A 21,656-nucleotide genomic window follows, 5' to 3' on the forward strand; every position below is an offset into this window, starting at 1 on the left:
GGCCCGCGGCGAACAGACGCTCCGTACGATGCGGCGGTGACGACCGCGAGAGAAGACCGCACCGGCACCGGCCGGACCGGGCCCCGTACGGCCCCCAAGGTGTCCGCCCTCGGCCACGTCATCGCGGCAGCCGTCCCGGTCCTCGTGATGCCGGGCGCGGCGGCCTGCAGTACGGACGAGCCGGCGGCGCCCAGGGAGTATGCCGAGGTGGTCCCCGGGACGATGGCGGAACGTGTCCTCAGCGCATCTGAGGACGCCTACCGGCCCCTGGGGCTGCGGCGCACGATACCGGGGAGCAGGCGCGGCGAGCCCGGACCGCGCACGGCGAGTACGCTCTTCTCCAACCCCTGCCACCGGATCGGCGCGGCCAGTGCCGAAGACCCGCCCGTGGACGGGGCCTACCGGCTCAGCCACCACTGGACACTGGACCGGGTGCCATGGAGTAAGGCCCGGCCCGCGTTGGAGCGACTGCGGGACCGCCTGAACGCACCGGCCACCTTCCCCCGCCCCTGACTCCCTCCCCCTCCGCTCCACCCCACCTCACCCCCGTCTCACCCCACCCCCGCCATGTGATCCGCCCCACACCCCATCGCTTCTACAGCCCTGTAGATCCGGCCTGTAGAGTGCCCGAAACGTTCGCAACGGGCGTGGCGTGAGGGGGAGATGACGACGAGGTCCGGATCCCCGCCGGGAGGCGGCCCTCCTCCCGAGGCGGAGGTGCAGTGGGTCTACCAGCCGGTGGAGCTGCAACACTCCGACGGCAAGTGGGAGTTGGGCCGGGTCAGCGCCTGGTGGCGGGACGGGGCAGGCGAACTGTGGTGCCGGTTGCGTACGATGCGCGGCAGCGGCGGCAGTTGCCCGCAGTGGTTTCCGTACGACCCCGACCGGATTCTCGTTCTGCCGAGCGCGGGCATCTGACGCACCAGAAGGACCATGAGAGCGTGCAAGACAGGCACCGGCCCCGGCGGGGCGCATCCTCCGGCCAGACCGGCACTCCGGCCACTTCCGGCCCCGTGGGCCCCGACAGCACCGCGGGTTCCGCCGGTTCCCGCGCCGCCCGCCGGGCCGACCGTTCGGGCTCCGGCCGCTCCCGCCGCGCCGCCGGCTCCGGCTCCGGCTCCGGCCGGGGGCGCAAGCCCGGCAAGGCCCGGATGACCCGGCGCGGGCGCATCGTCGCCTGGACCGGTGGCGTCATCGGCGTACTGCTGCTGATCACGGCCGGTGTCGGCGGCTGGGTCTACTTCAAGCTGGACGGCAACATCCACGGCGCGGACGTCGGCAGCCGCCTCGGCGGCGACCGCCCCGCCAATCTCAGCCCCGGCTCCAAGAACATCCTCGTCGTCGGGTCGGACAGCCGCGCGGGCGCCAACTCCAAGTACGGCAAGAACCTCGACACGATGCAGTCGGACACGCTGATGGTGCTGCACATCGCGGCCAACCGCGAGTGGGCCACCGCCGTCTCGTTCCCGCGGGACTCCTGGGTGTCCATCCCGTCCTGCGACAGCGGCAAGGGGCGGAAGTCCAAGCCCCACCACTTCAAGATCAACGAAGCGTTCACCATCGGTGGCGAGAGCGGGGACGTGGCCAGCGCGGCGGCCTGCACGATCAAGACCGTCGAGAAGAACACCGGGCTGCGCATCGACCACTTCGTCTCGGTCGACTTCCAGGGCTTCAAGGGCATGGTCAACGCGCTGGGCGGCATAGAGGTCTGCCCGAAGACCGCGATCCACGACAAGAAGGCGCACCTGGACATGGAGGCGGGCTGTCAGAACGTCCAGGACGAGAAGGCGCTCGGTTACGTCCGTACCCGCTACAGCGTCGGCGACGGCTCCGACCTCGGCCGCATCGGCCGCCAGCAGGAGTTCATGAAGGCGCTGGGCGCGAAGGCGCAGTCCAAGCTGACCAGCCCGGGCGCGCTGTACGAGTTCCTCGACTCGGCCACCAAGTCGATCACCACCGACAACGAGCTGGCGGGCGTCAAGCCGCTGTCCGAGCTGGCCTCCACGGTCAAGGACATCCCCAGCGACCGGCTCACCTTCCTGACCGTGCCGAACTATCCGCGCGAGGCGGACGTGCCCACCGACAAGGCGAACGTGGTGTGGCAGTACCCGCAGGCCGGCGGCCTCTTCAGCGACCTGGCGCACGACAAGGAGGTCAGCAAGGACAAGCTGGCCGCCGAGGCCAAGAAGCTCGTCACGGCGCGCTCGGTGAAGGTACGGGTCCTCAACGGCACGGGGACGCCCGGCTACGCGGCCGGTGCGGCGGCCGACCTGCGCAAGCTGGGCTTCACGGTGGTCTCCACCGGCAACGCGGCGCCCGGCGCCAAGGACACGGCCATCACCTACCCCGCGTCGATGGAGGCGCAGGCCAAGGTGCTCGCCGCCCGGCTGGGCAACGTCAAGGCGGAGAAGTCGGGCGACACGGCGGCCGCCGGTCCCGGCGTGGTGACGCTGACGGTCGGCGAGGGATTCAGCACGACGGGCTGAGCCCGGGACACGTCGTACGAACCGGCGGAGCGCCGGACGGGCCCACACGGCCCGTCCGGCGCTCCGCCGTCGTATCGGAGGTTCTCCAGGCCTCAGCCCTTCTCCTCCAGGTCCCCCTCGGTCTCCAGGAACGCCTCCCGCAGCGCCGTCAGCGTCTCCTTGTCCGGCTCGGCCCACATGCCGCGCGACTCCGCCTCCAGCAGGCGCTCGGCGATGCCGTGCAGGGCCCAGGGGTTGGCCTCCTGGAGGAAGGCGCGGTTCTCCGGGTCGAGGACGTACGTCTGCGCCAGCTTGTCGTACATCCAGTCGGCGACGACGCCGGTGGTGGCGTCGTACCCGAACAGGTAGTCGACGGTCGCGGCGAGTTCGAAGGCGCCCTTGTAGCCGTGGCGGCGCATCGCCTCGATCCAGCGCGGGTTGACCACGCGGGCGCGGAAGACGCGGGAGGTCTCCTCGACCAGCGTGCGGGTGCGGACCGTCTCGGGCCGCGTCGAGTCGCCGATGTACGCCTCGGGCGCGGTGCCCTTGAGCGCGCGGACGGTCGCGACCATGCCGCCGTGGTACTGGAAGTAGTCGTCCGAGTCGGCGATGTCGTGCTCGCGGGTGTCGGTGTTCTTCGCCGCCACCGCGATCCGCTTGTAAGCGGTCTCCATCTCCTCGCGCGCGGGGCAGCCCTCCAGGCCGCGCCCGTACGCGTACCCGCCCCACACCGTGTAGACCTCGGCGAGGTCCGCGTCGGTGCGCCAGTCGCGGGAGTCGATGAGCTGGAGCAGGCCCGCGCCGTACGTGCCGGGGCGGGAGCCGAAGATCCGGGTGGTGGCGCGCCGCTCGTCACCGTGCGCGGCCAGGTCGGCCTGGGCGTGCGCGCGGACGTAGTTGACGTCGGCGGGCTCGTCCAGGGACGCGGCGAGCCGTACGGCGTCGTCCAGCAGGCCGATGACGTGCGGGAACGCGTCGCGGAAGAAGCCGGAGATACGCAGCGTCACATCGATGCGCGGGCGGCCCAGTTCGTCGGCGGGGATCGGCTCCAGGCCGGTCACGCGGCGCGAGGCGTCGTCCCAGACGGGCCGGATGCCGAGCAGGGCCATCGCCTCCGCGACATCGTCGCCGGAGGTACGCATCGCGCTCGTACCCCACAGGGACAGGCCCACCGAGGTCGGCCAGTCGCCGTGGTCGGTGCGGTAGCGCTCCAGGAGGCTGTCGGCGAGCGCCTGGCCGGTCTCCCAGGCCAGCTTGCTCGGCACCGCCTTGGGGTCGACCGAGTAGAAGTTACGGCCGGTCGGCAGCACGTTGACCAGGCCGCGCAGCGGCGATCCGGACGGGCCCGCCGGGACGAAGCCGCCGGCCAGCGCGTGCACGGCGTGGTCGATCTCGTCGGTGGTGGCGGCGAGGCGCGGCACGACCTCGCGGGCGGCGAAGGTGAGGATCGCGGCGACCGCTTCGCGCTGTGCCTCCGGCAGCTCCGCGGTGACCCGCTCGACGGCGGCCAGGTCCCAGTCCGCGTCGTCCATGGCCTGCACCAGGCCGCGGGCCTGCTCCTCGACCGCGTCGGCGGTCGTCCGGGTCGCGGCCGACTCGTCCAGACCCAGCGCCTCGCGCAGGCCGGGCAGCGAGGACGTACCGCCCCAGATCTGGCGGGCGCGCAGGATGGCGAGGACGAGGTTGACGCGCGCCTCACCGGCGGGCGCGCCGCCGAGGACGTGCAGCCCGTCGCGGATCTGCGCGTCCTTGACCTCGCACAGCCAGCCGTCGACGTGCAGCAGGAAGTCGTCGAAGCCCTCGTCGTCCGGGCGCTCCTCCAGGCCGAGGTCGTGGTGCAGCTTGGCGGCCTGGATCAGCGTCCAGATCTGCGCGCGGATGGCGGGCAGCTTGGCCGGGTCCATGGCGGAGATCGCCGCGTACTCGTCGAGCAGCTGCTCCAGGCGCGCGATGTCGCCGTACGACTCGGCGCGGGCCATCGGCGGCACGAGGTGGTCGACCAGCGTGGCGTGCACCCGGCGCTTGGCCTGGGTGCCCTCGCCCGGGTCGTTGACCAGGAACGGGTAGATCAGCGGCAGGTCGCCGAGGGCCGCGTCCGGGCCGCAGGCGGCGGACAGGCCGGCGTTCTTGCCGGGCAGCCACTCCAGGTTGCCGTGCTTGCCCAGGTGGACCATGGCGTCGGCGCCGAAGCCGCCGTCCTCCTGGGAGGCGGCGATCCAGCGGTACGCGGCCAGGTAGTGGTGCGACGGCGGCAGGTCCGGGTCGTGATAGATCGCGATCGGGTTCTCACCGAAACCGCGCGGCGGCTGGATGAGAATGAGCAGATTGCCGCGGCGCAGCGCCGCCAGCACGATGTCGCCGTCCGGATTCCGGCTCCGGTCCACGAACATCTCGCCGGGCGGCGGGCCCCAGTGCTCCTCGACCTGCTCGCGCAGCTCCTGCGGCAGCGTGCCGTACCAGCGCTTGTAATCGGCGGCGGGGATGCGGACGGGGTTGCGGGCGAGCTGCTCCTCGGTCAGCCACTCTTGGTCGTGGCCGCCGGCCTCGATCAGCGCGTAGATCAGCTCGTCGCCGACGCCGGACTCCAGGCCGGGCACCGGCTCGTCCCCGAAGTCGTAGCCCTCCTCGCGGAGGCGGCGCAGCAGCGCCACCGCGCTCGCCGGAGTGTCCAGGCCGACCGCGTTGCCGATGCGGGAGTGCTTGGTCGGGTACGCGGACAGCACCAGCGCCAGGCGCTTGTCGGCGGGCGCGATGTGGCGCAGCCGGGCGTGGCGTACGGCGATGCCGGCGACCCGGGCGGCGCGTTCGGGGTCGGCGACGTAGACGGGCAGGCCGTCCTCGTCGGTCTCCTTGAAGGAGAACGGGACGGTGATCAGCCGGCCGTCGAACTCGGGCACCGCGATCTGGCTGGCGGCGTCCAGCGGCGACAGGCCCTCGTCGTTCTCCTCCCAGGCGCTGCGCGGCCCGGTCAGGCACAGGGCCTGGAGGATCGGCACGTCCAGCGCGGCCAGCGCGCCCGCGTCCCAGGACTCGTCGTCGCCGCCGGCCGACGCCTCGGCGGGCTTGGTGCCGCCCGCCGCCAGCACGGTCGTCACGATGGCGTCGGCGGCGCGCAGCTCCTCGATCAGCTCCGGCTCGGGGGCCCGCAGCGACGCCACGAACAGCGGCATCGGGCGGCCGCCGGCCTCCTCGATCCGCTCGCACAGCGACTCGACGAAGCCGGTGTTGCCGCTCATGTGGTGGGCGCGGTAGTAGAGCACGGCGACCAGCGGGCCGGTCGCGGCGCCCGTGTCGTCCGTACGGGCCACCACCTCGCTGCCGGTGCGCGCCTCGGCCGCGAGGTGCTTGGAGCGCTCCAGGTGGCCCCAGGAGGGCGCGGCGGCGGGCGGCTCGAAGCCGTGGCCGGTCAGCAGCACGGTGTCGGACAGGAAGCGGGCGAGCTGGTCCAGGTTGGCGGGGCCGCCGTGCGCCAGGTAGGCGTGGGCCTCGGCCGCGATGCCGATGGGGACGGTGGACGCCTCCATGAGCTGCGCGTCGGGCGCCTGTTCGCCGGTGAGCACCACGACGGGCCGGGGCTGGCCGGCGGCCAGGAGCTGGTCCAGGCCGTCCTGCCAGGCGCGCAGACCGCCCAGGAGGCGGACGACGACCAGGTCGGCGCCCTCCAGGAGGCCGGGCAGCTCCGCGAGGTCGAGGCGGGCGGGGTTGGCGAGCCGGTACGGCACGGGACCGGCGGCCGCACGGGCGCTGAGCAGGTCGGTGTCGGACGTCGACAGCAGCAGGATCATGGCGGCGACTGGCCTTCCTCGGGGTCCGCGCCCCGGGCGGTGTTCACGGACGGCGGGAGTTCCTGGCTCGCCCGGCGGTGGCCGGGCTCACAGTGGCGGGACCGCGCCGGATTTGCACCGGGCTTCCTCCCTTGGCGCCGTCGCTGGCGTCCGATGGGCCAGCTGACCCACCGACCTGCATAGTAAGGGCTCCGCCCGGACGGCGGGCGGCGGACCACCAGCCCATCGTCGGTATGCTCGCCGCCATGCCGCCCACCCCCGCGATACCCCCGCACCGGGACGAATCCCTCGTACGGGACCGTGGTGACGCCTGCGTACGGGACCGCGGCGACGCCTGCCCCGGAGCGCTGCGGCTGCACTCCGCCGCCGACGGACACCTGGCCCGGCTCCGCCTGCCCGCAGGGCTGCTGACGGCCCGTCAGGCGCTCGCCCTGGCCGACGCCGCGGACCGCCTCGGCGACGGCCACCTCTCCCTCACCTCCCGCGGCAACGCGGAACTGCGCGGCCTGGGTGACGACTGCGCCGAGCCCCTCGCGGACCTGCTGCGCGCCGCCGGACTTCTCCCCTCCGACCGCCACGAACGCGTACGCAACATCGTCGCCTCGCCGCTCGCGGGCCTCGACGGCCAGGGCGCCGACGGCGGCGCCGCCGTCCAGGAATGGGCCCGTGAGCTGGACCGTCTCCTGTGCGCGAGCGACGCGGCTCCCGCGCTCTCCGGCCGCTTCCTCTTCGCGCTGGACGACGGCCGCGGCGACGTGGCCTCGCTCGGCGCCGATGTGACGTTGATCGCAGAATCCGGCGGCACGGCGCTGCTGCGCGTCGGCGACGACGACCGGGCCCTGCGCGTCCCCGGCGGCGACGCCCCCCGCTCCGCCCTCGCCGCCGCCGAAGCGTTCCTCACGGTCGCCCGCGAGGCCGGCACCGGCTCCTGGCGCGTACGGGAGCTGCCGCCCGGGTACGCAGCACCGGCGGTCCGTGCCCTCCTCCGTACGCGGCTCCCGGAGCCGTACACGCAACCGTATGCGCAGGTCCCGGCACCGGCACCGCCACGCCCTGGACTGATCACCAGCCCCCGCGGCACCACCTCCCTCTCCGTCCTCGCCCCCCTCGGCCGCCTCACCACCGCCCAGCTGCGGCGCCTGGCCGCCGTCGCCGCACCGAGCGGCGGCACCTCCCGGACGGAGTCCAGGGGCGGCTCCGCCGAACTGCGTATGACACCCTGGCGCGGCGTGGTCCTGCCCGGCCTGCCCCCGGAGACGGCCGGACCCGGACTGCGCGAACTGGCCACGGCCGGTCTGGTCACCGACCCCGCCTCCCCCTGGTACGGACTCGGCGCCTGCACCGGCCGCCCCGGCTGCGCCAAGTCCCTGTCCGACGTACGCGCGGACGCCGCCGCCACCCTCCCCGGGAACGGCGCCGGACTGCCCGTCCACTGGTCGGGCTGCGCCCGCCGCTGCGGCCACCCGCACGGCGCGTGGGTCGATGTCGTGGCCACCGGCGACGCCTACGAGGTGTCCGTACGGGGCACCCGGCACGGAGCGCCCGCCACGACCACCGTCCCCCTGACCGACCCCGCCGACCGCCTCGCCGACGCCGTCGCCTCGGCCCGCGCGGCCACCCGCACCACACCATGACGACATGACGGCCACCCGCACACCCGACACGACCGATGACATGACCGAGGGCAACGAAGCACAGTGAGCGAGTTCGACTACGAGAAGGACGGCGCGGAGATCTACCGCCAGTCCTTCGCCACCATCCGCGCCGAGGCGGACCTCGCGGACCTGCCCGACGACGTCAGCAGGGTCGCGGTCCGGATGATCCACGCCTGCGGCATGACCGACCTCGTACGCGACCTGGCGTACTCCCCGAAGGTCGTCGCCCGGGCGAGCGAGGCCCTGCGCGCCGGCGCCCCCATCCTCTGCGACGCGAACATGGTCGCCAGCGGCGTCACCCGCAAGCGGCTGCCCGCGGACAACGAGGTGCTCTGCACCCTCGCCGACCCGTCCGTACCGGACCTGGCCGCGCGCCTGGGCACCACCCGCAGCGCCGCCGCCCTCGAACTGTGGCGCGACCGCCTGGACGGCGCGGTCGTCGCCGTCGGCAACGCGCCCACCGCCCTCTTCCGCCTCCTGGAGATGATCGAGGAGGGCGCGCCCCGCCCGGCCGCCGTCATCGGCATACCGGTCGGCTTCATCGGCGCGGCCGAGTCCAAGGACGCGCTGGCCCAGCACCCCGCGGGCCTGGAACACCTGGTGGTACGCGGGCGGCGCGGCGGCAGCGCCATGGCCGCGGCAGCGATCAACGCGATAGCGAGCGTGGAAGAGTGACCGAGCAGCACACCGCGGACCGCACGGCCGGGCAGACCCCCGCCGCGCCCGCCCCCGCCCCCGCGCCCGCCTCCGCGGCTGCCCCTGTCCCCGGCCGCCTGTACGGCGTCGGCCTGGGCCCCGGCGACCCGAACCTGATGACCCTGCGCGCCGTCGAGGTCATCTCCTCGGCCGACGTGATCGCGTACCACAGCGCCCGCCACGGCCGCTCGATCGCCCGCTCCATCGCCGAGCGCCACATCCGCCCGGACCACCACGAAGAACCCCTCATCTACCCGGTCACCACCGAGTCGACCGACCACCCCGAGGGCTACCGGGGCGCCCTCAACGACTTCTACACCGAAGCCGCCGCCCGCCTCGCCGCCCACCTCGACGCCGGCCGCACCGTCGCCGTCCTCGCCGAGGGCGACCCGCTCTTCTACGGCTCGTACCAGCACATGCACCAGCGCCTGGCCGACCGCTACGAGACCGAGGTCATCCCCGGCGTCACCTCCGTCAGTGCCGCCGCGGCCCGCCTCGGCAAGCCCCTCTGCGAAGCCGACGAAGTCCTCACCATCCTCCCCGGCACCCTCCCCACCGAGGAACTGACCGCCCGCCTGGCCGCCACCGACGCCGCCGTCGTCATGAAGCTCGGCCGCACCTTCCCCTCCGTGCACCAGGCCCTCACCGACTCCGGCCGCCTCCCCGAGGCCGATTACGTCGAGCGCGCCACGATGCCGGGCGAACGCACCGAACCCCTGGCGTCGGTCGACCCGGCCACCGTCCCCTACTTCTCCGTCGCCGTCGTCCCCTCCCGCATCGCCACCCCGCCCCCGGCACCCGCCGACGGCTCGGTGGTGGTCGTCGGCACCGGCCCGGCCGGCCCCCTGTGGCTCACCCCCGAATCCCGCGGCGCCCTCGCCTCCGCCACCGACCTGGTCGGCTACACCACCTACCTGGACCGCGTCCCGGTACGCCCCGGCCAGGCGCGCCACGCCTCCGACAACAAGGTCGAGTCCGAACGCGCCGAACTCGCCCTCGACCTGGCCCGCCGCGGCCGCCGGGTCGCGGTCGTCTCCGGCGGCGACCCCGGCATCTTCGCCATGGCCACCGCCGTCCTCGAAGTCGCCGCCCAGGAGCCCTACCGCTCCGTCCCCGTACGCGTCCTCCCCGGCGTCACCGCCGCCAACGCGGCAGCCGCCCGCGCCGGCGCGCCCCTCGGCCACGACTACGCGGTCATCTCCCTCTCCGACCGCCTCAAGCCCTGGGAGGTCATCGCCGAACGCCTGCACGCCGCCGCCTCCGCCGACCTGGCACTGGCCCTCTACAACCCCGGCTCCCGCACCCGCACCTGGCAGGTGGCCAAGGCCCGCGAACTCCTCCTGGAACACCGCACCCCCGACACCCCGGTCGTCCTGGCCCGCGACGTGGGCGGCCCGACCGAATCCGTACGCGTCGTCCCCCTGGCCGCCCTGGCCCCCGAGGAAGTCGACATGCGCACGATCCTCCTGATCGGCTCGTCCCAGACGGAGTCGGTACGACGTGGCGAGGACGACCGGGAGACGGTGTGGACGCCGCGGAGGTATCCGGAGAGGTAACCGTGACGGGGCGGCGGGCGGGCCTCACTCACCGGGCCTGCCCGCCGCCCGCGGCCCTCAGTCGACGCAGAAGTCGTTGCCCTCGATGTCCAGCATCGGGATGCACGCATCGTTGCCGTCGTACAGCGTCCGCACGTGTACCGCGCCGAGCGGGATCAGGCGTGCGCACTCGGCCTCCAGGGCGGCGAGGCGTTCCTTGCCCACGAGGCCGGTGCCGACCCGTACGTCGAGATGGACCCTGTTCTTGGCGGCCTTGCCCTCGGGGACGCGCTGGAAGTACAGCCGCGGGCCGACGCCTGAGGGGTCGACGCAGGCGCACCACGCGTCCTGCCGCTCAGGTGGCTGGGAGCGCTTGTAATCCTCCCAAGTGGCGAACCCCTCCGGCGCCGGCATGACATAACCCAGCACCTCGCACCAGAAACGGGCAAGGCGCTCGGGTTCCGCGCAGTCGAAGGTCACTTGGAATTTCTTGATCGACGTCACCGGGTCACCGTAGGGGCGCGTGTTTCCCGGCGGAACCCCATCGGCTCGTCACAGACGGAGTCGGTACGGCGCGGGGAGGACGACCGGGAGACGGTGTGGACGCCGCGGAGGTATCCGGAGGGGTAACCGTGACGGGGCGACGGGCGGACCGGGGGGCCGGTTCGCCCGCGCCGCGCGAACGTTTCAGGTCTCCCCCGCGACATTCGCACCGTTCCCATGCCGTCTGGCCCTCTCAGGCCAGGCTGACACCCGTGAACGCCAGGAGCCCCGAGGCTCATGCGACGCCACGTCGCCTCTCACGGTGCCGCACGCTCCGCCAGCCCCCGGATGAACGCGACCGATTCCCGCGGTGAAAGAGCCATGTCGCGGACGCCGTCGTAAGAGATCCGGTACTCGGCGAACTTCTCCGTATCCTCGACCACTCCCCCGGCCTTGCACCCTTCCAGGTAACCGACGCCCCTGCCGTCCGCCATCCACAGCAACGACAGTGAACCTCCCATCAGGTCATGGCCCCCCGCGGCGAAAGGGAGCACCTGAACAGTCACCCGGGGAGCCGCCGAGATCTCCACGAGGTGCAGCAACTGTCCGTGCCAGACGTCCGGATCGGCGGTGGACCGAGCGAGGGCCGACTCGTCGATGATGACGCGGAGGTCTGGCGGCGAAGCCCGGCGCAGCACTTCTTGCCTGGCCAGCCGTTGCGCAACCCGTTGTGCCAGCACGTCGGCACTTACATTCGGTGGTGAAGACAGCACCACCCGTGCGTACGCCTCCGTCTGCAGAAGCCCGGGCAAGGCCACCACGTACTTGTGCATGATCACGGCCTTGGCCTCGTACTCCATGAACAGCTCGAACCTGTCCGTGAACACGTCCTGATGCGCCAGCCGCCACAGCCCGACGAGCAGTCCTTGGGTGCCGTACGTCCGGTCCAGCGCCTCCATGACCTGCCGCTTGGACAGGCGTTCACCGTTCTCCAGGCGGTTCAGGTACGTGCGGTCGTAGTTGGTCTCCTCGGCCAGCTCGGCCAGTGACCGCCCGGAGACCTCCCGGAGACGGCGCAGCTCGCGGAAGAGCAGGTCTCGCGCCAGGTTCTGCGCTTCCAACACACACATGGCCATCCGGTCTCCCTGTTGTCTGCCCTGACGACAACGCCGGGCTCCTACCAGCCAACTGGGGCGGAGAGTAACCATGTCCATACGCAAGGTGCTTGCGAATCCGTCAACCACTCAAAGGCAAAAAGACATGGCTACGACCGACCACACCCGCACACCGAACTCGATCAAAAACGCCGAGGAAGCGCGCGACGAACTCCGTACCGCGCTCACCGCAGTCGGCATCAAACTGCCCACCTTGAGCCTGGACGTCGCCTCCCTCACCGGGGACATCGCCCGCCCGCTCGTCACGCTCGGCCGCTGCACCCCCGAGGTGGCCCGCCGTCTCGCCGCCGTACTCCGGACGTGCTCCACGTGACCGACGAGCAGCCCCAACCCCCGAAGCCGCCCCCGCCCCCGGACGACGCCGAACGCCGCAAGGCGCTGGCGGCGCGCGTCAAAGAGGCCAACCGATGGAGTGCGTCATGGCCCCGGTGAAACGCGCTTCGTACGCCGTAAAGAGGCAGAGCGCTCAGCAGCAACCATGTTTCCCATCACCGCCCAGCGATCTCAGCGCTGAACATTCGGAGGCAACGATGAACGGAACGCCCCCGGCCCCGACGCCCACCCCGACACCGTGGGGCCTGACACGTATGCGGGCCTTCCCCGAGACCGTGGTGCTCGCGCCCGCCCGAGTGGTTCTCGACGCGGACAGCCAGACCGGCCGCTGGCAGCGTCTGGACGACAGCGAACTGCCCGTACTCGACCGGCACAAGCGATCCGAGACGTCATCGGAAACGAAGGTGCTGACCAGCGCGGACGGCAACTCGGACCAGGGTAGTGACCAGGAAGGGGACACCGATTGACCGGTCAGCCACCCGTGCTGGTGGTCACCAGGCTGGACGACGCGACGGCTGACGTGGTGACGACCGAGCTGCACCGGCGCGCGATTCCGGTCGTCCGCCTGGACCCGGGCGACTTCCCCGCCGATGTCGCCCTCAGCGCACGGCTGGGGGACGCGGGCCTTACCGGGGCCCTGCGGACAGCCAGCCGGAACATGTCCCTCTCTCAGGTACGGGCCGTCTATTGGCGGCGGCCCACCCCTTACTCGGCTCCGCCGCTCCTCACGGAGCAAGACGCCCGGTGGTGTGTCGAGCAGGCTCGCTACGGGCTCGGTGGCGTACTGGCCGCGTTCGCCGGCGCGTACTACGTGAACCACCCGTGGCGTAATCGGGATGCCGAATACAAACCGGCTCAACTCGCCACGGCAGAGCGGTGCGGGCTCCGCATTCCCCAAACCTTGATCACCAACGACCTGGTCGTGGCCCGACGCTTCGTCGAAGAGTACGGGCCAGTGGTATACAAACCGTTGCGGAACGTGGACCACGTCGACAAGAACGGCCGGGCGCTCACCGTATGGGTCGAGGTGGTGGACCCGGCGAGCCTGGACGCCGGCGTGGCCCAGAGCGCCCACCTCTTCCAACAGCGCATCAACGCGGTCGCCGACCTCCGCCTGACCGCCGTCGCCGATGACCTCTTCACCGTACGCATCGAAGGCGCGCCCGGCATGGACTGGCGCCGCCACTACGACTCGCTGCACTACACGCTCATCGACACACCCCCGGAACTGGTCAGGGGCGTACGCGCCTACTTGGAAGCTTTCGGCCTGGTCTTCGGAGCCTTCGACTTCGGCTTGGACGCGGACGGCCGGGCGTGGCTGTACGAGTGCAATCCGAATGGCCAGTGGGCATGGTTCCCCGACCCCATCACCAGCCGGATCGCTGCCGCATTGGCTGACCGGCTCCAGGACGCAGGAGGTCCGCCGTGACCATCGCCCCCGCCGCCCTGCGCAAGGGCTTGGCCGACAGCATCGGCGCCGACCGCGGACCTGTCGAAGCCGCCTGGCAATCAGCCGTCCATTCCGTCCCGAGAGAGACCTTCCTCGGCACAGCCGTCTTCCGGCACACCGGTTTCGCCTGGGAACCCGTACGCCGGGAAGACGCCGACGAACGGGAATGGCTGCGCATGGCCTACGCCGACCGGACCTGGGTGACGCAGGTGGACGGCCGGGGTGCCGCCGACGCAACCGGTCCGGTCGTCGGAGCCCCCACCTCCTCCGCCACCCTGCCGTCCCTCGTCGTACGGACGCTCCAGGTGGCGGGCTTGCGGGACGGGGACCGGGTGTTGGAGATCGGCACCGGGACCGGTTATTCGACCGCGCTCCTGTGCCACCGGCTCGGCGCGGGCAACGTGACCAGCGTCGAGTGCGACCGGGGCGTGGCCGGGAGCGCCGCGGGACACCTCCAGGCGGCCGGGTACGAACCGACGCTGGTGGTCGGTGACGGCCTCGACGGTCACCGGCCGGGGGCGGAGTACGACGCGCTCATCGCCGCCTGCGCCGTACGGCACGTCCCCGTGCCCTGGCTGCTTCAAGTGCGCGACGGTGGCAGCATTACCATGACGCTCAGCGGCTGGATGCTCGCGGCCGCCATGGTCCGCCTGGTACTCGACGAGGACGGAGTGGCCCGGGGCCGTTTCCTGGCGTCCGGTGACGACGTCTCGTACATGCTCGCCCGCCCCCACGATCGCCCGCCCCGGGCCACCTTCTACCGTCGCCCGGGCGCGGAGCGCGCCACCCACGTGCCGCCCGGCCTGCTCAGACACCCGGACGCCCGCTTCGTGGCCCAGCTCGCAGCCCCCTCCGCCGAACTGGTGCGGGTCGACGACGACATCGTGCTCCTGGACGTCGCCACCGGCTCCCAGGCCTGGACCGAGCCGTACCGAACCGGATGGACCGTGCATCAGAGCGGACCGCTCCGCCTGTGGGACCAGGTGGAGGACGCCCTGACGGTCTGGCGGGACGCGGGGCAGCCCGACATCACCGCCTTCGGCATGACGGCCACTCCGGACGACCAGACCGTCTGGCTGGGGGCCGGGGGCGGTCCTGGCTGGCGGCTGCCGAACTGAGACCCACGCTCACCCCACCGTCGCCACCACCCACTCCGCCGCCTCCCCCGGGGACTCGACGACCGGCACCCCCGCAGGCACCGCCGGACGGCGGACCACCACCACCGGCACCCCCGCCTCCCGCGCCGCCGTCAGTTTCGGGGCGGTGGCTGCCGCGCCGCTGTCCTTGGTCACCAGGACGTCGATGCGGTGGTCCCGGAGGAGGGCCCGTTCGCCGTCGAGGGTGAAGGGGCCCCGGTCGAGGAGGGTCTCCATCCGGGGCGGGAACGGTGGCTCGGGAGCGTCCACGGAGCGGACGAGGAACCAGAGGTCGGTGAGGTGGGCGAAGGCGGCGAGGCCCATGCGGCCGGTGGTGAGGAAGACGCGGAGGCCGAGGGCGGGGAGGGCGGCCGCGGCCTCGGTCAGGGAGGCGACCGGGTGCCACGTGTCGCCCGGGCCGGGGCCCCAGCCGGGCCTGCGGAGGGCGAGCAGGGGAACATGGGCGGTGGCGGCCGCCTGCGCCGCGTTGAAACTGATCGTGCCGGCGAAGGGATGGGTGGCGTCGATGAGCGCGTCCACCGCGTGCTCGCGCAGCCAGTGTGCGAGGCCGTCCGGGCCTCCGAATCCACCGATGCGCACCTCTCCGGCCGGGAGCCGGGGCGCGGCCACCCGCCCGGCGAGGGATGTGGTGACGCGCGTGCCGGGGAGCCGGTCCGTCAGGTCGGCGGCCAGCCGGCGGGCCTCGGTCGTACCGCCGAGGATCAGGACGTGCGGGACACGTGTACGGACGGCGGGGTCGGTCATGGCGGGCGGGCTTCTCCATGGGTGAGGCGGGTACGGGGACGAACGCTACGGGAGGCGGGGCCGGGGAGCCCACGGCCGGTACCGGCAGCGCCACCGGCGGCCGTACCGCGCAGCTCGCGCACACCGGGCTGCGGCACGGCTGGACGACGGGCGCCTGCGCCACCGCCGCGACGACGGCCGCGTACACGGCCCTGCTGACGGGGGATTTCCCCGACCCGGTGCGGATCACCCTGCCCAAGGGGCAGACGCCCGCGTTCGCGCTGGCCGCGGAGGAGATGGCGGAGGACCGCGCCGTGGCCATGGCGGCCGTCGTGAAGGACGCGGGGGACGACCCCGACGTCACGCACGGGGCACTGGTCCGGGCCACCGTGCGCCGGCTGCCGGCGGGCAGCGGCGTGGTGTTCAAGGCGGGGCCCGGGGTGGGCACGGTCACGCGTCCCGGGCTGCCCCTCGATGTGGGTGAACCGGCCGTCAATCCCGTACCCCGGCAGCTGATGCGTGAGCATGTCGCCGAGGTCGCGGCGCGGTACGGGGACGGCGGGGACGTCGAGATCGAGCTGTCGGTCGATCATGGTGAGGAGATCGCGCGGAGTACGTGGAATCCGCGGCTGGGGATCCTGGGCGGCCTGTCGATCCTGGGCACGACGGGGATCGTCGTCCCGTACTCGTGCTCGGCGTGGATCGACTCGATCCGGCGCGGCGTGGACGTGGCGCGTGCGGCCGGGCGTACGCACGTGGCCGGGTGTACCGGATCGACCTCGGAGAAGGTCGTGGTGGCCGAGCACGGCCTGCCCGAGGACGCGCTGCTGGACATGGGGGACTTCGCGGGCGCGGTGCTGAAGTACGTACGGCGGCATCCCGTACCCCGCCTGACGGTCTGCGGCGGCTTCGCGAAGCTGTCCAAGCTGGCGGCGGGGCACCTGGATCTGCATTCGGCACGTTCGCAGGTGGACAAGGGGTTCCTCGCGGAGCTGGCCCGGCAGGGTGGCGCGGACGAGGCGCTGGCGGGCGAGGTGGCCACGGCGAACACGGGGCTGGCCGCCCTCCAGCTGTGCGCGGCGCGCGGCGTGCCGCTGGGTGACCTGGTCGCCGCGACGGCCCGCGACGAGGCGCTGGCGGTCCTGCGCGGGGCGCCGGTCGCGGTGGACGTGATCTGCATCGACCGGGCGGGGAACGTGGTGGGGCGGGCAGCCCCGCGGGGGCCCCGGGACGCCTCCTAGGCCTGGCCCGACGCCTCCTAGGCCGGGCCCGACGCCTCCTCGAACGGTACGTCCTTCGCGTACGCGACGATCTCCACCTCGTCGCCCAGCGCCCACTCCGCCACCCGCGAGGCCATCGCCGCGGGGACGCCTTCCGTCTCGCCGGGCGCGGGCGGCACGTCGTACGTGCCGTGCGCGTCGTGCGGCAGGACGACGCGGTACTCCCGCTCCAGGGCGCTGCGCGCGGTCGCCAGGACGCACATCTCGGACATCACACCGCAGACGACGAGGGACCGTACCCCGGTCTCGGTGAGCAGGGCGCCCAGCGGAGTGTCGTGGAAGCCGTCGTCCTCGGTCTTACGGATCACGACCTCGCGGGGGCTGGGGGTGACCGGCAGGTGCAGCTCCCAGCCCGCGGTCCCCGGCTCGTCGGGGGTGCCGGGCGCGCCGTCGTTCTGGAGGTGGACGATCAGCGCGCCGGCGGCCCGGGCGCGGTCGAGCAGGTCCTCGACGCGCTCCTGGACGGCCGCCGCGTGCGGTGCCGCCTCCTCGCCCTCGAAGAAGGCCGCCTGGACGTCGACGACGATCAGGGCCTCGACGGGCCGTACGACGTTCTCGCTCATGCCAGGCAGCACGCCCCCGCTCCCCTCAGACCGCACGCTCTCGCTCATGCCAGGCAGCACGCCCCCGCTCCCCTCAGACCGCACGCCCTCGCTCCTCTCGGACCGCACGCTCTCGCTCATGCCAGGCAGCACGCCCCCGCTCCCCTCGGACCGCTCGCTCTCGCTCATCCGGCCGATCCTGCTGTCCCGGCCGTTCGGGATCAACCGGATATCCGGCCCGGCCGCTCCCGCTCCGTCGAGTACAGGTGGCTGTCGCGGAACTGCGAGGCGCCCAGCGTGCGGCCGACCATGATGACCGCCGTACGGACCACGCCCGCCGCCTTCACCTGGTCGGCGATATCGGCGAGGGTGCCGCGCAGGACGAGTTCGTCGGGGCGGGAGGCCATCGCGACGACCGCGGCGGGGCAGTCGGCGCCGTAGTGCGGCAGGAGTTCGCCGACGACCCGGTCCACGTAGCGGGCCGCGAGGTGCAGGACCAGCAGGGCGCGGCTGCGGCCCAGCGTCGCCAGGTCCTCGCCCTCCGGCATGGGGGTGGCCTGCTGGGCGACGCGGGTGAGGATGACGGTCTGGCCGACGGTGGGGACGGTCAGCTCGCGCTTGAGGGCGGCCGCCGCGGCGGCGAACGCCGGGACGCCGGGCACCACCTCGTACGGCACGCCGGCCGCGTCCAGACGGCGCATCTGCTCGGCCACGGCGCTGAAGACGGACGGGTCGCCGGAGTGCAGCCGGGCGACGTCCTGGCCGGCCTCGTGGGCGCGGACCAGCTCGGCGGTGATCTGGTCGAGGTCGAGGTCGGCGGTGTCGATCAGGCGGGCGCCGGGCGGGCACTCGTCGAGCAGTTCGCGCGGCACCAGGCTGCCCGCGTACAGGCAGACCTGGCAGCGGGCCAGCGTCCGGGCGCCGCGCAGCGTGATCAGGTCGGCGGCGCCCGGTCCGGCGCCGATGAAGTGGACGGTCACGGTGTGTCTCCAGGGGCTGAGGGGGCAGCGGGGTGGTGGGAGGCGGTGGCCGGTGGTTCCGGCGCCGCCTCCCGCGGCGCCGCACCCTTCGTCACCGACCACTGCGTGACCGGCATCGCCTGCCGCCAGCCGGTGAAGCCGCCCACCGGTACCGCGTGCGCGACCGCGAGCCGTACGAGCTCGCCGCCGTGCCGCCGGTACCAGTCGGCGAGCAGCGCCTCGGACTCCAGCGTGACGGTGTTGGCGACCAGTCGGCCGCCCGGCGGCAGCGCCGCCCAGCACGCCTCCAGGAGGCCGGGCGCGGTCAGGCCGCCGCCGATGAACACGGCGTCGGGCGCCGGGAGCCCGGCGAGCGCTTCGGGCGCGCGGCCGGTGACGACGCGCAGGGCCGGTACGCCGAGCGCGTCCGCGTTGCGGGTGATGCGGCCGGCCCGTACGGCGTCGCGCTCGACGGCGACGGCGCGGCAGGCGCGGTGCGTACGCATCCACTCGATGCCGATGGAGCCGGAGCCGCCGCCGATGTCCCACAGCAGTTCACCGGGCGCGGGGGCCAGGGCGGCGAGCGTGGCGGCGCGTACGTGACGTTTGGTCAGCTGGCCGTCGTGTTCGTACGCGGCGTCGGGGAGGCCGGGGGCGGCGGCGAGCCGGAGGGCGTCCGGGGCGCGGACGCAGTCCAGGGCGACGACGTTGAGCGGGTCGGTGCCGCCGGCAGCCGACGGGGGCGGCCAGTCGGCGGCCGTGGTGTCCCCGGCCTGCCGTTCGCGCGGCCCGCCGAGCTGCTCCAGTACGCGCATCCGGGTCGCCCCGAAACCGCGCTCCCGCAGCAGCCCGGCGACCTGGGCGGGCGTCTCGGCCCCCGCGGAGAGGACGAGCAGCCGGCGGCCGTCGTGCAGGGCGGCCGCCAGTCCGGCGAGGGGGCGGCCGACGAGGGTGACGACCTCCGTGTCCTCCACGGGCCAGCCGAGCCGGGCGCACGCGTACGCGACGGAGGACGGGTGCGGCAGCACCCGGGGCGGCTCGGCACCCGCCTCGGCGAGCACCTCGGTCAGCGTCCGCCCGATGCCGTAGAACATCGGATCGCCGCTGGCCAGGACGCACACCTCGCGCCCGGCGTGCGCGGCGAGCAGCCCCGGTACGGCGGGCCGCAGCGGCGACGGCCACGGCACCCGCTCGCCCGCGCACTCGGCGGGCAGCAGGGCGAGCTGCCGCGCGCCGCCGACGAGCGTCCCGGCGCCGCGCAGTGCCTCCTGCGAGGCGGCCGGCAACCCGTCCCAGCCGTCGGCGCCGATCCCGACGACGGTGACGCGGGCGGCGGGGACACGTGGCGCGGGAGTGTCCGGCACGGACGGCGCGGGCGTCGCGGACGGCGCGGACGGCCCGGAAGTGTCCGGCGCGGACGTCGCGGACGGCCCGGAAGTGTCCGGCGCGGGCGTCGCGGACGGCGGGGCGGGGCTCACTGCCGGTCACCTCATGGCTATCGGGTCGGCCGCCGTACGGGTGGCACGACGGGGTCCGGTTCGGGCTCCGGCCGGACGCGGGAAGTCAACCGGAAGTCGACCGGGTCAACCGGGAGCAGCCACCCGGTCGGTGCGTTTCCAGAGTAAGAGGCGGCCCCCGGCCGCCTCACCGGCGGGCTCGTACGTCCGGATGCGCAGGTATCCGCACAAGCCCTCCCGATTTCGTTTCGTGGCCGCATAATTGGCTACTCCTAGTAATCGTAGTTTCACCGGACGATGCTCTTCGGTGAAGCGCGACATGGGCACCGAGGGAAGGCGCTGCGATCATGGACACAGTGGAACGCGCGACGGCGGACGGCCAGATCAGGGACGCGGAGGCAGCACGCGACGAGCTGCAAGCCGCCCTGGCCGGGGTGGGGATCACCCTGCCGTCACTGGGACTGGACGGCCCGTCGCTGGCGGCCGACGCACCACGGCCCCTGGTGGAACTGGGCCGCTGCGCCCCCGACGTGGCCCGCCGGCTGGCGGCCGCGCTGCGGTGTACGGGCCGGGATCTCTGACGACGCGGCAGGCGGCCCGGGAGACGGACCGGGCCGCCGCGCGGTCTTCTGAGCGCACCGCTGTGACCTGCGGTGATGCGCCGTCCGACGGTAATGACAACGGTCACCGCTGCAGCCTTTGGATCTAGCGGCGAAGTGCGGTTTGCTTCCTTGCGCACGTCCTTTCGGACGCCCCGAGGAGGAGCGCGCCCCATGACCGAGCACGCCCACGCCACCGACGACGCAGCCGCCGCAGACGCGGCCACCGCGGACGCGGCCACCACCGACACCACCACCGGCAGCGGACACCGCCCGCCCACCGCACCCGGGCACGGCCCCCATCAGGACCACGACCACGACCACAACCACAGCCAGGGGCACGCGCACTCGCACTCGCACGCGCACTCCCATGCGCACGCGCACTCCCACTCCCTCTCCCCCGACGCCGACCGCCGCTGGCTGCGGGCCGCGCTGACGCTGATCACCGCGTTCATGGCCGTGGAGGTGGTGATCGGATTCCTGGCGCGCTCCCTGGCGCTGATCTCCGACGCGGCCCACATGCTCACCGACGCCGCGTCGATCGTGCTGGCCCTCGTCGCGATGCGGCTGGCCGCGCGGCCCGCGCGTGGCGGCTACACGTACGGACTCAAGCGCGCCGAGATCCTGTCCGCGCAGGCCAACGGCATCACGCTGCTCGTGCTGTCCCTCTGGCTCGGGTACGAGGCGATCACCCGCCTGGTGTCACCGCCCGAGGTGACCGGCGGCCTGGTCCTGGTCACCGCGCTCGCCGGGATCGTCGTCAACATCGCGGCCGCCTGGTGCATCTCCAAGGCCAACCGCAGCAGCCTGAACGTCGAAGGTGCCTACCAGCACATCCTGACAGACCTGTTCGGCTTCATCGCCACCGCCGTCGCCGGTGCGGTCGTGCTGACCACCGGCTTCGCGCGGGCGGACGCCATCGCCTCGCTCGTCGTGGTCGTCCTGATGCTGCGGGCCGGCACCGGCCTGGTCCGCGAGTCCGGACGGATCTTCATGGAGGCCGCGCCGAGCGGGGTGGACCCGGACGCGCTGGGGGACCACCTCGTCGAGGCGGACCAGGTCGTGGAGGTCCACGACCTGCACATCTGGGAGATCACCTCCGGCGAGCCGGCCCTGTCCGCGCACATCCTGGTGGCCCCGGGCGGCGACTGCCACGCCGTACGCCGCAGCCTGCACGAACTCCTGAGCCTGAAGTACGGCATCACCCACGCCACCCTCCAGGTCGACCACGTGGGAGAACAGCCGCTGCCCGGCGAGGTGCTGCACATAGCGGCCGGCCCGGACGACACGGCGCTCGCGCCCCCGCACTGCGAGGACACCCACGGGCCGGTGCACCGGTCGGGGCCGCACGATCACTGAGCC

At 73.2% G+C, this 21,656-nt stretch carries 20 protein-coding genes and 1 riboswitch; of the genes, 13 read left to right on the plus strand and 7 right to left on the minus strand.

Annotation, left to right across the window (positions count from 1 at the left end; genetic code table 11):
- The first annotated feature begins 36 nt into the window (after nt 1–36).
- The 3 genes from AB0L45_RS05575 (at nt 37) to AB0L45_RS05585 (ending at nt 2,486) form a co-directional block, all read left to right on the plus strand.
- Nucleotides 37–513, plus strand: coding sequence for a hypothetical protein (locus AB0L45_RS05575; protein WP_365836447.1), 477 nt, complete (start codon nt 37–39; stop codon nt 511–513).
- Between the two features lie 150 nt (nt 514–663).
- Entirely contained in the window at nt 664–918 is a 255-nt protein-coding gene (locus AB0L45_RS05580) for a hypothetical protein (RefSeq protein WP_365836449.1), read from the plus strand.
- 233 nt (nt 919–1,151) lie between these two features.
- Nucleotides 1,152–2,486, plus strand: a complete 1,335-nt coding sequence (locus AB0L45_RS05585; protein WP_365837030.1) for an LCP family protein — start codon at nt 1,152–1,154, stop codon at nt 2,484–2,486.
- Between the two features lie 92 nt (nt 2,487–2,578).
- On the opposite strand, the gene cobN is transcribed toward AB0L45_RS05585, so the two are convergent.
- Nucleotides 2,579–6,250, minus strand: coding sequence for a cobaltochelatase subunit CobN (cobN, locus tag AB0L45_RS05590; protein WP_365836451.1), 3,672 nt, complete (start codon nt 6,248–6,250; stop codon nt 2,579–2,581).
- 56 nt (nt 6,251–6,306) lie between these two features.
- Nucleotides 6,307–6,379, minus strand: a riboswitch (cobalamin riboswitch).
- 104 nt (nt 6,380–6,483) lie between these two features.
- Here cobN and cobG point away from each other — a divergent pair.
- The 3 genes from cobG (at nt 6,484) to AB0L45_RS05605 (ending at nt 10,157) form a co-directional block, all read left to right on the plus strand.
- Nucleotides 6,484–7,884 carry a precorrin-3B synthase gene (gene cobG, locus AB0L45_RS05595; RefSeq protein WP_365836453.1) on the plus strand — a complete coding sequence of 467 codons (1,401 nt, stop codon included), beginning with the start codon at nt 6,484–6,486 and terminating at the stop codon, nt 7,882–7,884.
- 63 nt (nt 7,885–7,947) lie between these two features.
- Complete coding sequence (locus AB0L45_RS05600; protein ID WP_365836454.1) at nt 7,948–8,580, plus strand: precorrin-8X methylmutase; 633 nt, start codon at nt 7,948–7,950, stop codon at nt 8,578–8,580.
- 98 nt (nt 8,581–8,678) lie between these two features.
- Nucleotides 8,679–10,157 carry a precorrin-2 C(20)-methyltransferase gene (locus AB0L45_RS05605; protein ID WP_365837032.1) on the plus strand — a complete coding sequence of 493 codons (1,479 nt, stop codon included), beginning with the start codon at nt 8,679–8,681 and terminating at the stop codon, nt 10,155–10,157.
- 57 nt (nt 10,158–10,214) lie between these two features.
- Here AB0L45_RS05605 and AB0L45_RS05610 read toward each other — a convergent pair whose 3' ends face one another.
- Both AB0L45_RS05610 and AB0L45_RS05615 read right to left on the minus strand, forming a co-directional pair.
- Nucleotides 10,215–10,640, minus strand: a complete 426-nt coding sequence (locus tag AB0L45_RS05610) for a VOC family protein (RefSeq protein ID WP_365836456.1) — start codon at nt 10,638–10,640, stop codon at nt 10,215–10,217.
- Between the two features lie 296 nt (nt 10,641–10,936).
- Entirely contained in the window at nt 10,937–11,749 is an 813-nt protein-coding gene (locus AB0L45_RS05615) for a helix-turn-helix transcriptional regulator (protein ID WP_365836458.1), read from the minus strand.
- Nucleotides 11,750–11,879: 130 nt separating this feature from the next.
- Here AB0L45_RS05615 and AB0L45_RS05620 point away from each other — a divergent pair, with 130 nt between their 5' ends.
- From AB0L45_RS05620 to tgmC, 4 genes are all read left to right on the plus strand, one after another.
- The gene (locus tag AB0L45_RS05620; RefSeq protein ID WP_365836460.1) at nt 11,880–12,107 is read left to right on the plus strand and encodes a hypothetical protein; all 228 of its coding nucleotides are present in this window, start codon (nt 11,880–11,882) and stop codon (nt 12,105–12,107) included.
- A gap of 217 nt (nt 12,108–12,324) precedes the next feature.
- Nucleotides 12,325–12,594, plus strand: a complete 270-nt coding sequence (gene tgmA / locus AB0L45_RS05625) for a putative ATP-grasp-modified RiPP (protein ID WP_365836462.1) — start codon at nt 12,325–12,327, stop codon at nt 12,592–12,594.
- A complete protein-coding gene (gene tgmB, locus AB0L45_RS05630; protein ID WP_365836464.1) occupies nt 12,591–13,556 on the plus strand; it encodes an ATP-grasp ribosomal peptide maturase in 966 nt (321 codons plus the stop codon). Before tgmA ends, tgmB begins: the two co-directional genes overlap by 4 nt.
- Nucleotides 13,553–14,695, plus strand: a complete 1,143-nt coding sequence (gene tgmC / locus AB0L45_RS05635; RefSeq protein ID WP_365836466.1) for an ATP-grasp peptide maturase system methyltransferase — start codon at nt 13,553–13,555, stop codon at nt 14,693–14,695. Before tgmB ends, tgmC begins: the two co-directional genes overlap by 4 nt.
- A 9-nt stretch (nt 14,696–14,704) precedes the next feature.
- On the opposite strand, the gene AB0L45_RS05640 is transcribed toward tgmC, so the two are convergent.
- Nucleotides 14,705–15,478 (minus strand): cobalt-precorrin-6A reductase, encoded by a 774-nt coding sequence (locus AB0L45_RS05640; RefSeq protein ID WP_365836468.1) that lies wholly within the window; start codon nt 15,476–15,478, stop codon nt 14,705–14,707.
- 17 nt (nt 15,479–15,495) lie between these two features.
- On the opposite strand from AB0L45_RS05640, the gene AB0L45_RS05645 reads away from it, so the two are divergent.
- Complete coding sequence (locus AB0L45_RS05645) at nt 15,496–16,698, plus strand: cobalt-precorrin-5B (C(1))-methyltransferase (protein WP_365836470.1); 1,203 nt, start codon at nt 15,496–15,498, stop codon at nt 16,696–16,698.
- Nucleotides 16,699–16,715: 17 nt separating this feature from the next.
- On the opposite strand, the gene AB0L45_RS05650 is transcribed toward AB0L45_RS05645, so the two are convergent.
- From AB0L45_RS05650 to cbiE, 3 genes are all read right to left on the minus strand, one after another.
- Nucleotides 16,716–17,300 carry a cysteine hydrolase family protein gene (locus AB0L45_RS05650; protein ID WP_365836472.1) on the minus strand — a complete coding sequence of 195 codons (585 nt, stop codon included), beginning with the start codon at nt 17,298–17,300 and terminating at the stop codon, nt 16,716–16,718.
- A 200-nt stretch (nt 17,301–17,500) separates the two neighbouring features.
- Nucleotides 17,501–18,259, minus strand: coding sequence for a precorrin-4 C(11)-methyltransferase (gene cobM / locus AB0L45_RS05655; protein ID WP_365836474.1), 759 nt, complete (start codon nt 18,257–18,259; stop codon nt 17,501–17,503).
- A complete protein-coding gene (cbiE, locus tag AB0L45_RS05660) occupies nt 18,256–19,602 on the minus strand; it encodes a precorrin-6y C5,15-methyltransferase (decarboxylating) subunit CbiE (protein ID WP_365837034.1) in 1,347 nt (448 codons plus the stop codon). Before cbiE ends, cobM begins: the two co-directional genes overlap by 4 nt.
- A gap of 440 nt (nt 19,603–20,042) precedes the next feature.
- Here cbiE and AB0L45_RS05665 point away from each other — a divergent pair, with 440 nt between their 5' ends.
- Nucleotides 20,043–20,276 carry a hypothetical protein gene (locus AB0L45_RS05665; RefSeq protein WP_365836476.1) on the plus strand — a complete coding sequence of 78 codons (234 nt, stop codon included), beginning with the start codon at nt 20,043–20,045 and terminating at the stop codon, nt 20,274–20,276.
- 192 nt (nt 20,277–20,468) lie between these two features.
- Nucleotides 20,469–21,653 carry a cation diffusion facilitator family transporter gene (locus AB0L45_RS05670; RefSeq protein ID WP_365836478.1) on the plus strand — a complete coding sequence of 395 codons (1,185 nt, stop codon included), beginning with the start codon at nt 20,469–20,471 and terminating at the stop codon, nt 21,651–21,653.
- Nucleotides 21,654–21,656 lie beyond the last annotated feature (3 nt).

The sequence above is a fragment of the Streptomyces sp. NPDC052496 genome, from assembly GCF_040679095.1.
Classification (GTDB): Bacteria; Actinomycetota; Actinomycetes; order Streptomycetales; family Streptomycetaceae; genus Streptomyces.

Excerpts from the sequence above, each read along its gene's own strand:
- AB0L45_RS05580 (WP_365836449.1), top strand. The coding sequence starts at position 664 with ATGACGACGAGGTCCGGATCCCCGCCGGGAGGCGGCCCTCCTCCCGAG.
- AB0L45_RS05585 (WP_365837030.1), top strand. The coding sequence starts at position 1,152 with ATGACCCGGCGCGGGCGCATCGTCGCCTGGACCGGTGGCGTCATCGGC.
- cobN (WP_365836451.1), bottom strand. The coding sequence starts at position 6,250 with ATGATCCTGCTGCTGTCGACGTCCGACACCGACCTGCTCAGCGCCCGT.
- cobG (WP_365836453.1), top strand. The coding sequence starts at position 6,484 with ATGCTCGCCGCCATGCCGCCCACCCCCGCGATACCCCCGCACCGGGAC.
- AB0L45_RS05615 (WP_365836458.1), bottom strand. The coding sequence starts at position 11,749 with ATGTGTGTGTTGGAAGCGCAGAACCTGGCGCGAGACCTGCTCTTCCGC.
- AB0L45_RS05620 (WP_365836460.1), top strand. The coding sequence starts at position 11,880 with ATGGCTACGACCGACCACACCCGCACACCGAACTCGATCAAAAACGCC.
- tgmA (WP_365836462.1), top strand. The coding sequence starts at position 12,325 with ATGAACGGAACGCCCCCGGCCCCGACGCCCACCCCGACACCGTGGGGC.
- AB0L45_RS05640 (WP_365836468.1), bottom strand. The coding sequence starts at position 15,478 with ATGACCGACCCCGCCGTCCGTACACGTGTCCCGCACGTCCTGATCCTC.
- AB0L45_RS05645 (WP_365836470.1), top strand. The coding sequence starts at position 15,496 with ATGGGTGAGGCGGGTACGGGGACGAACGCTACGGGAGGCGGGGCCGGG.
- AB0L45_RS05650 (WP_365836472.1), bottom strand. The coding sequence starts at position 17,300 with ATGAGCGAGAACGTCGTACGGCCCGTCGAGGCCCTGATCGTCGTCGAC.
- AB0L45_RS05665 (WP_365836476.1), top strand. The coding sequence starts at position 20,043 with ATGGACACAGTGGAACGCGCGACGGCGGACGGCCAGATCAGGGACGCG.
- AB0L45_RS05670 (WP_365836478.1), top strand. The coding sequence starts at position 20,469 with ATGACCGAGCACGCCCACGCCACCGACGACGCAGCCGCCGCAGACGCG.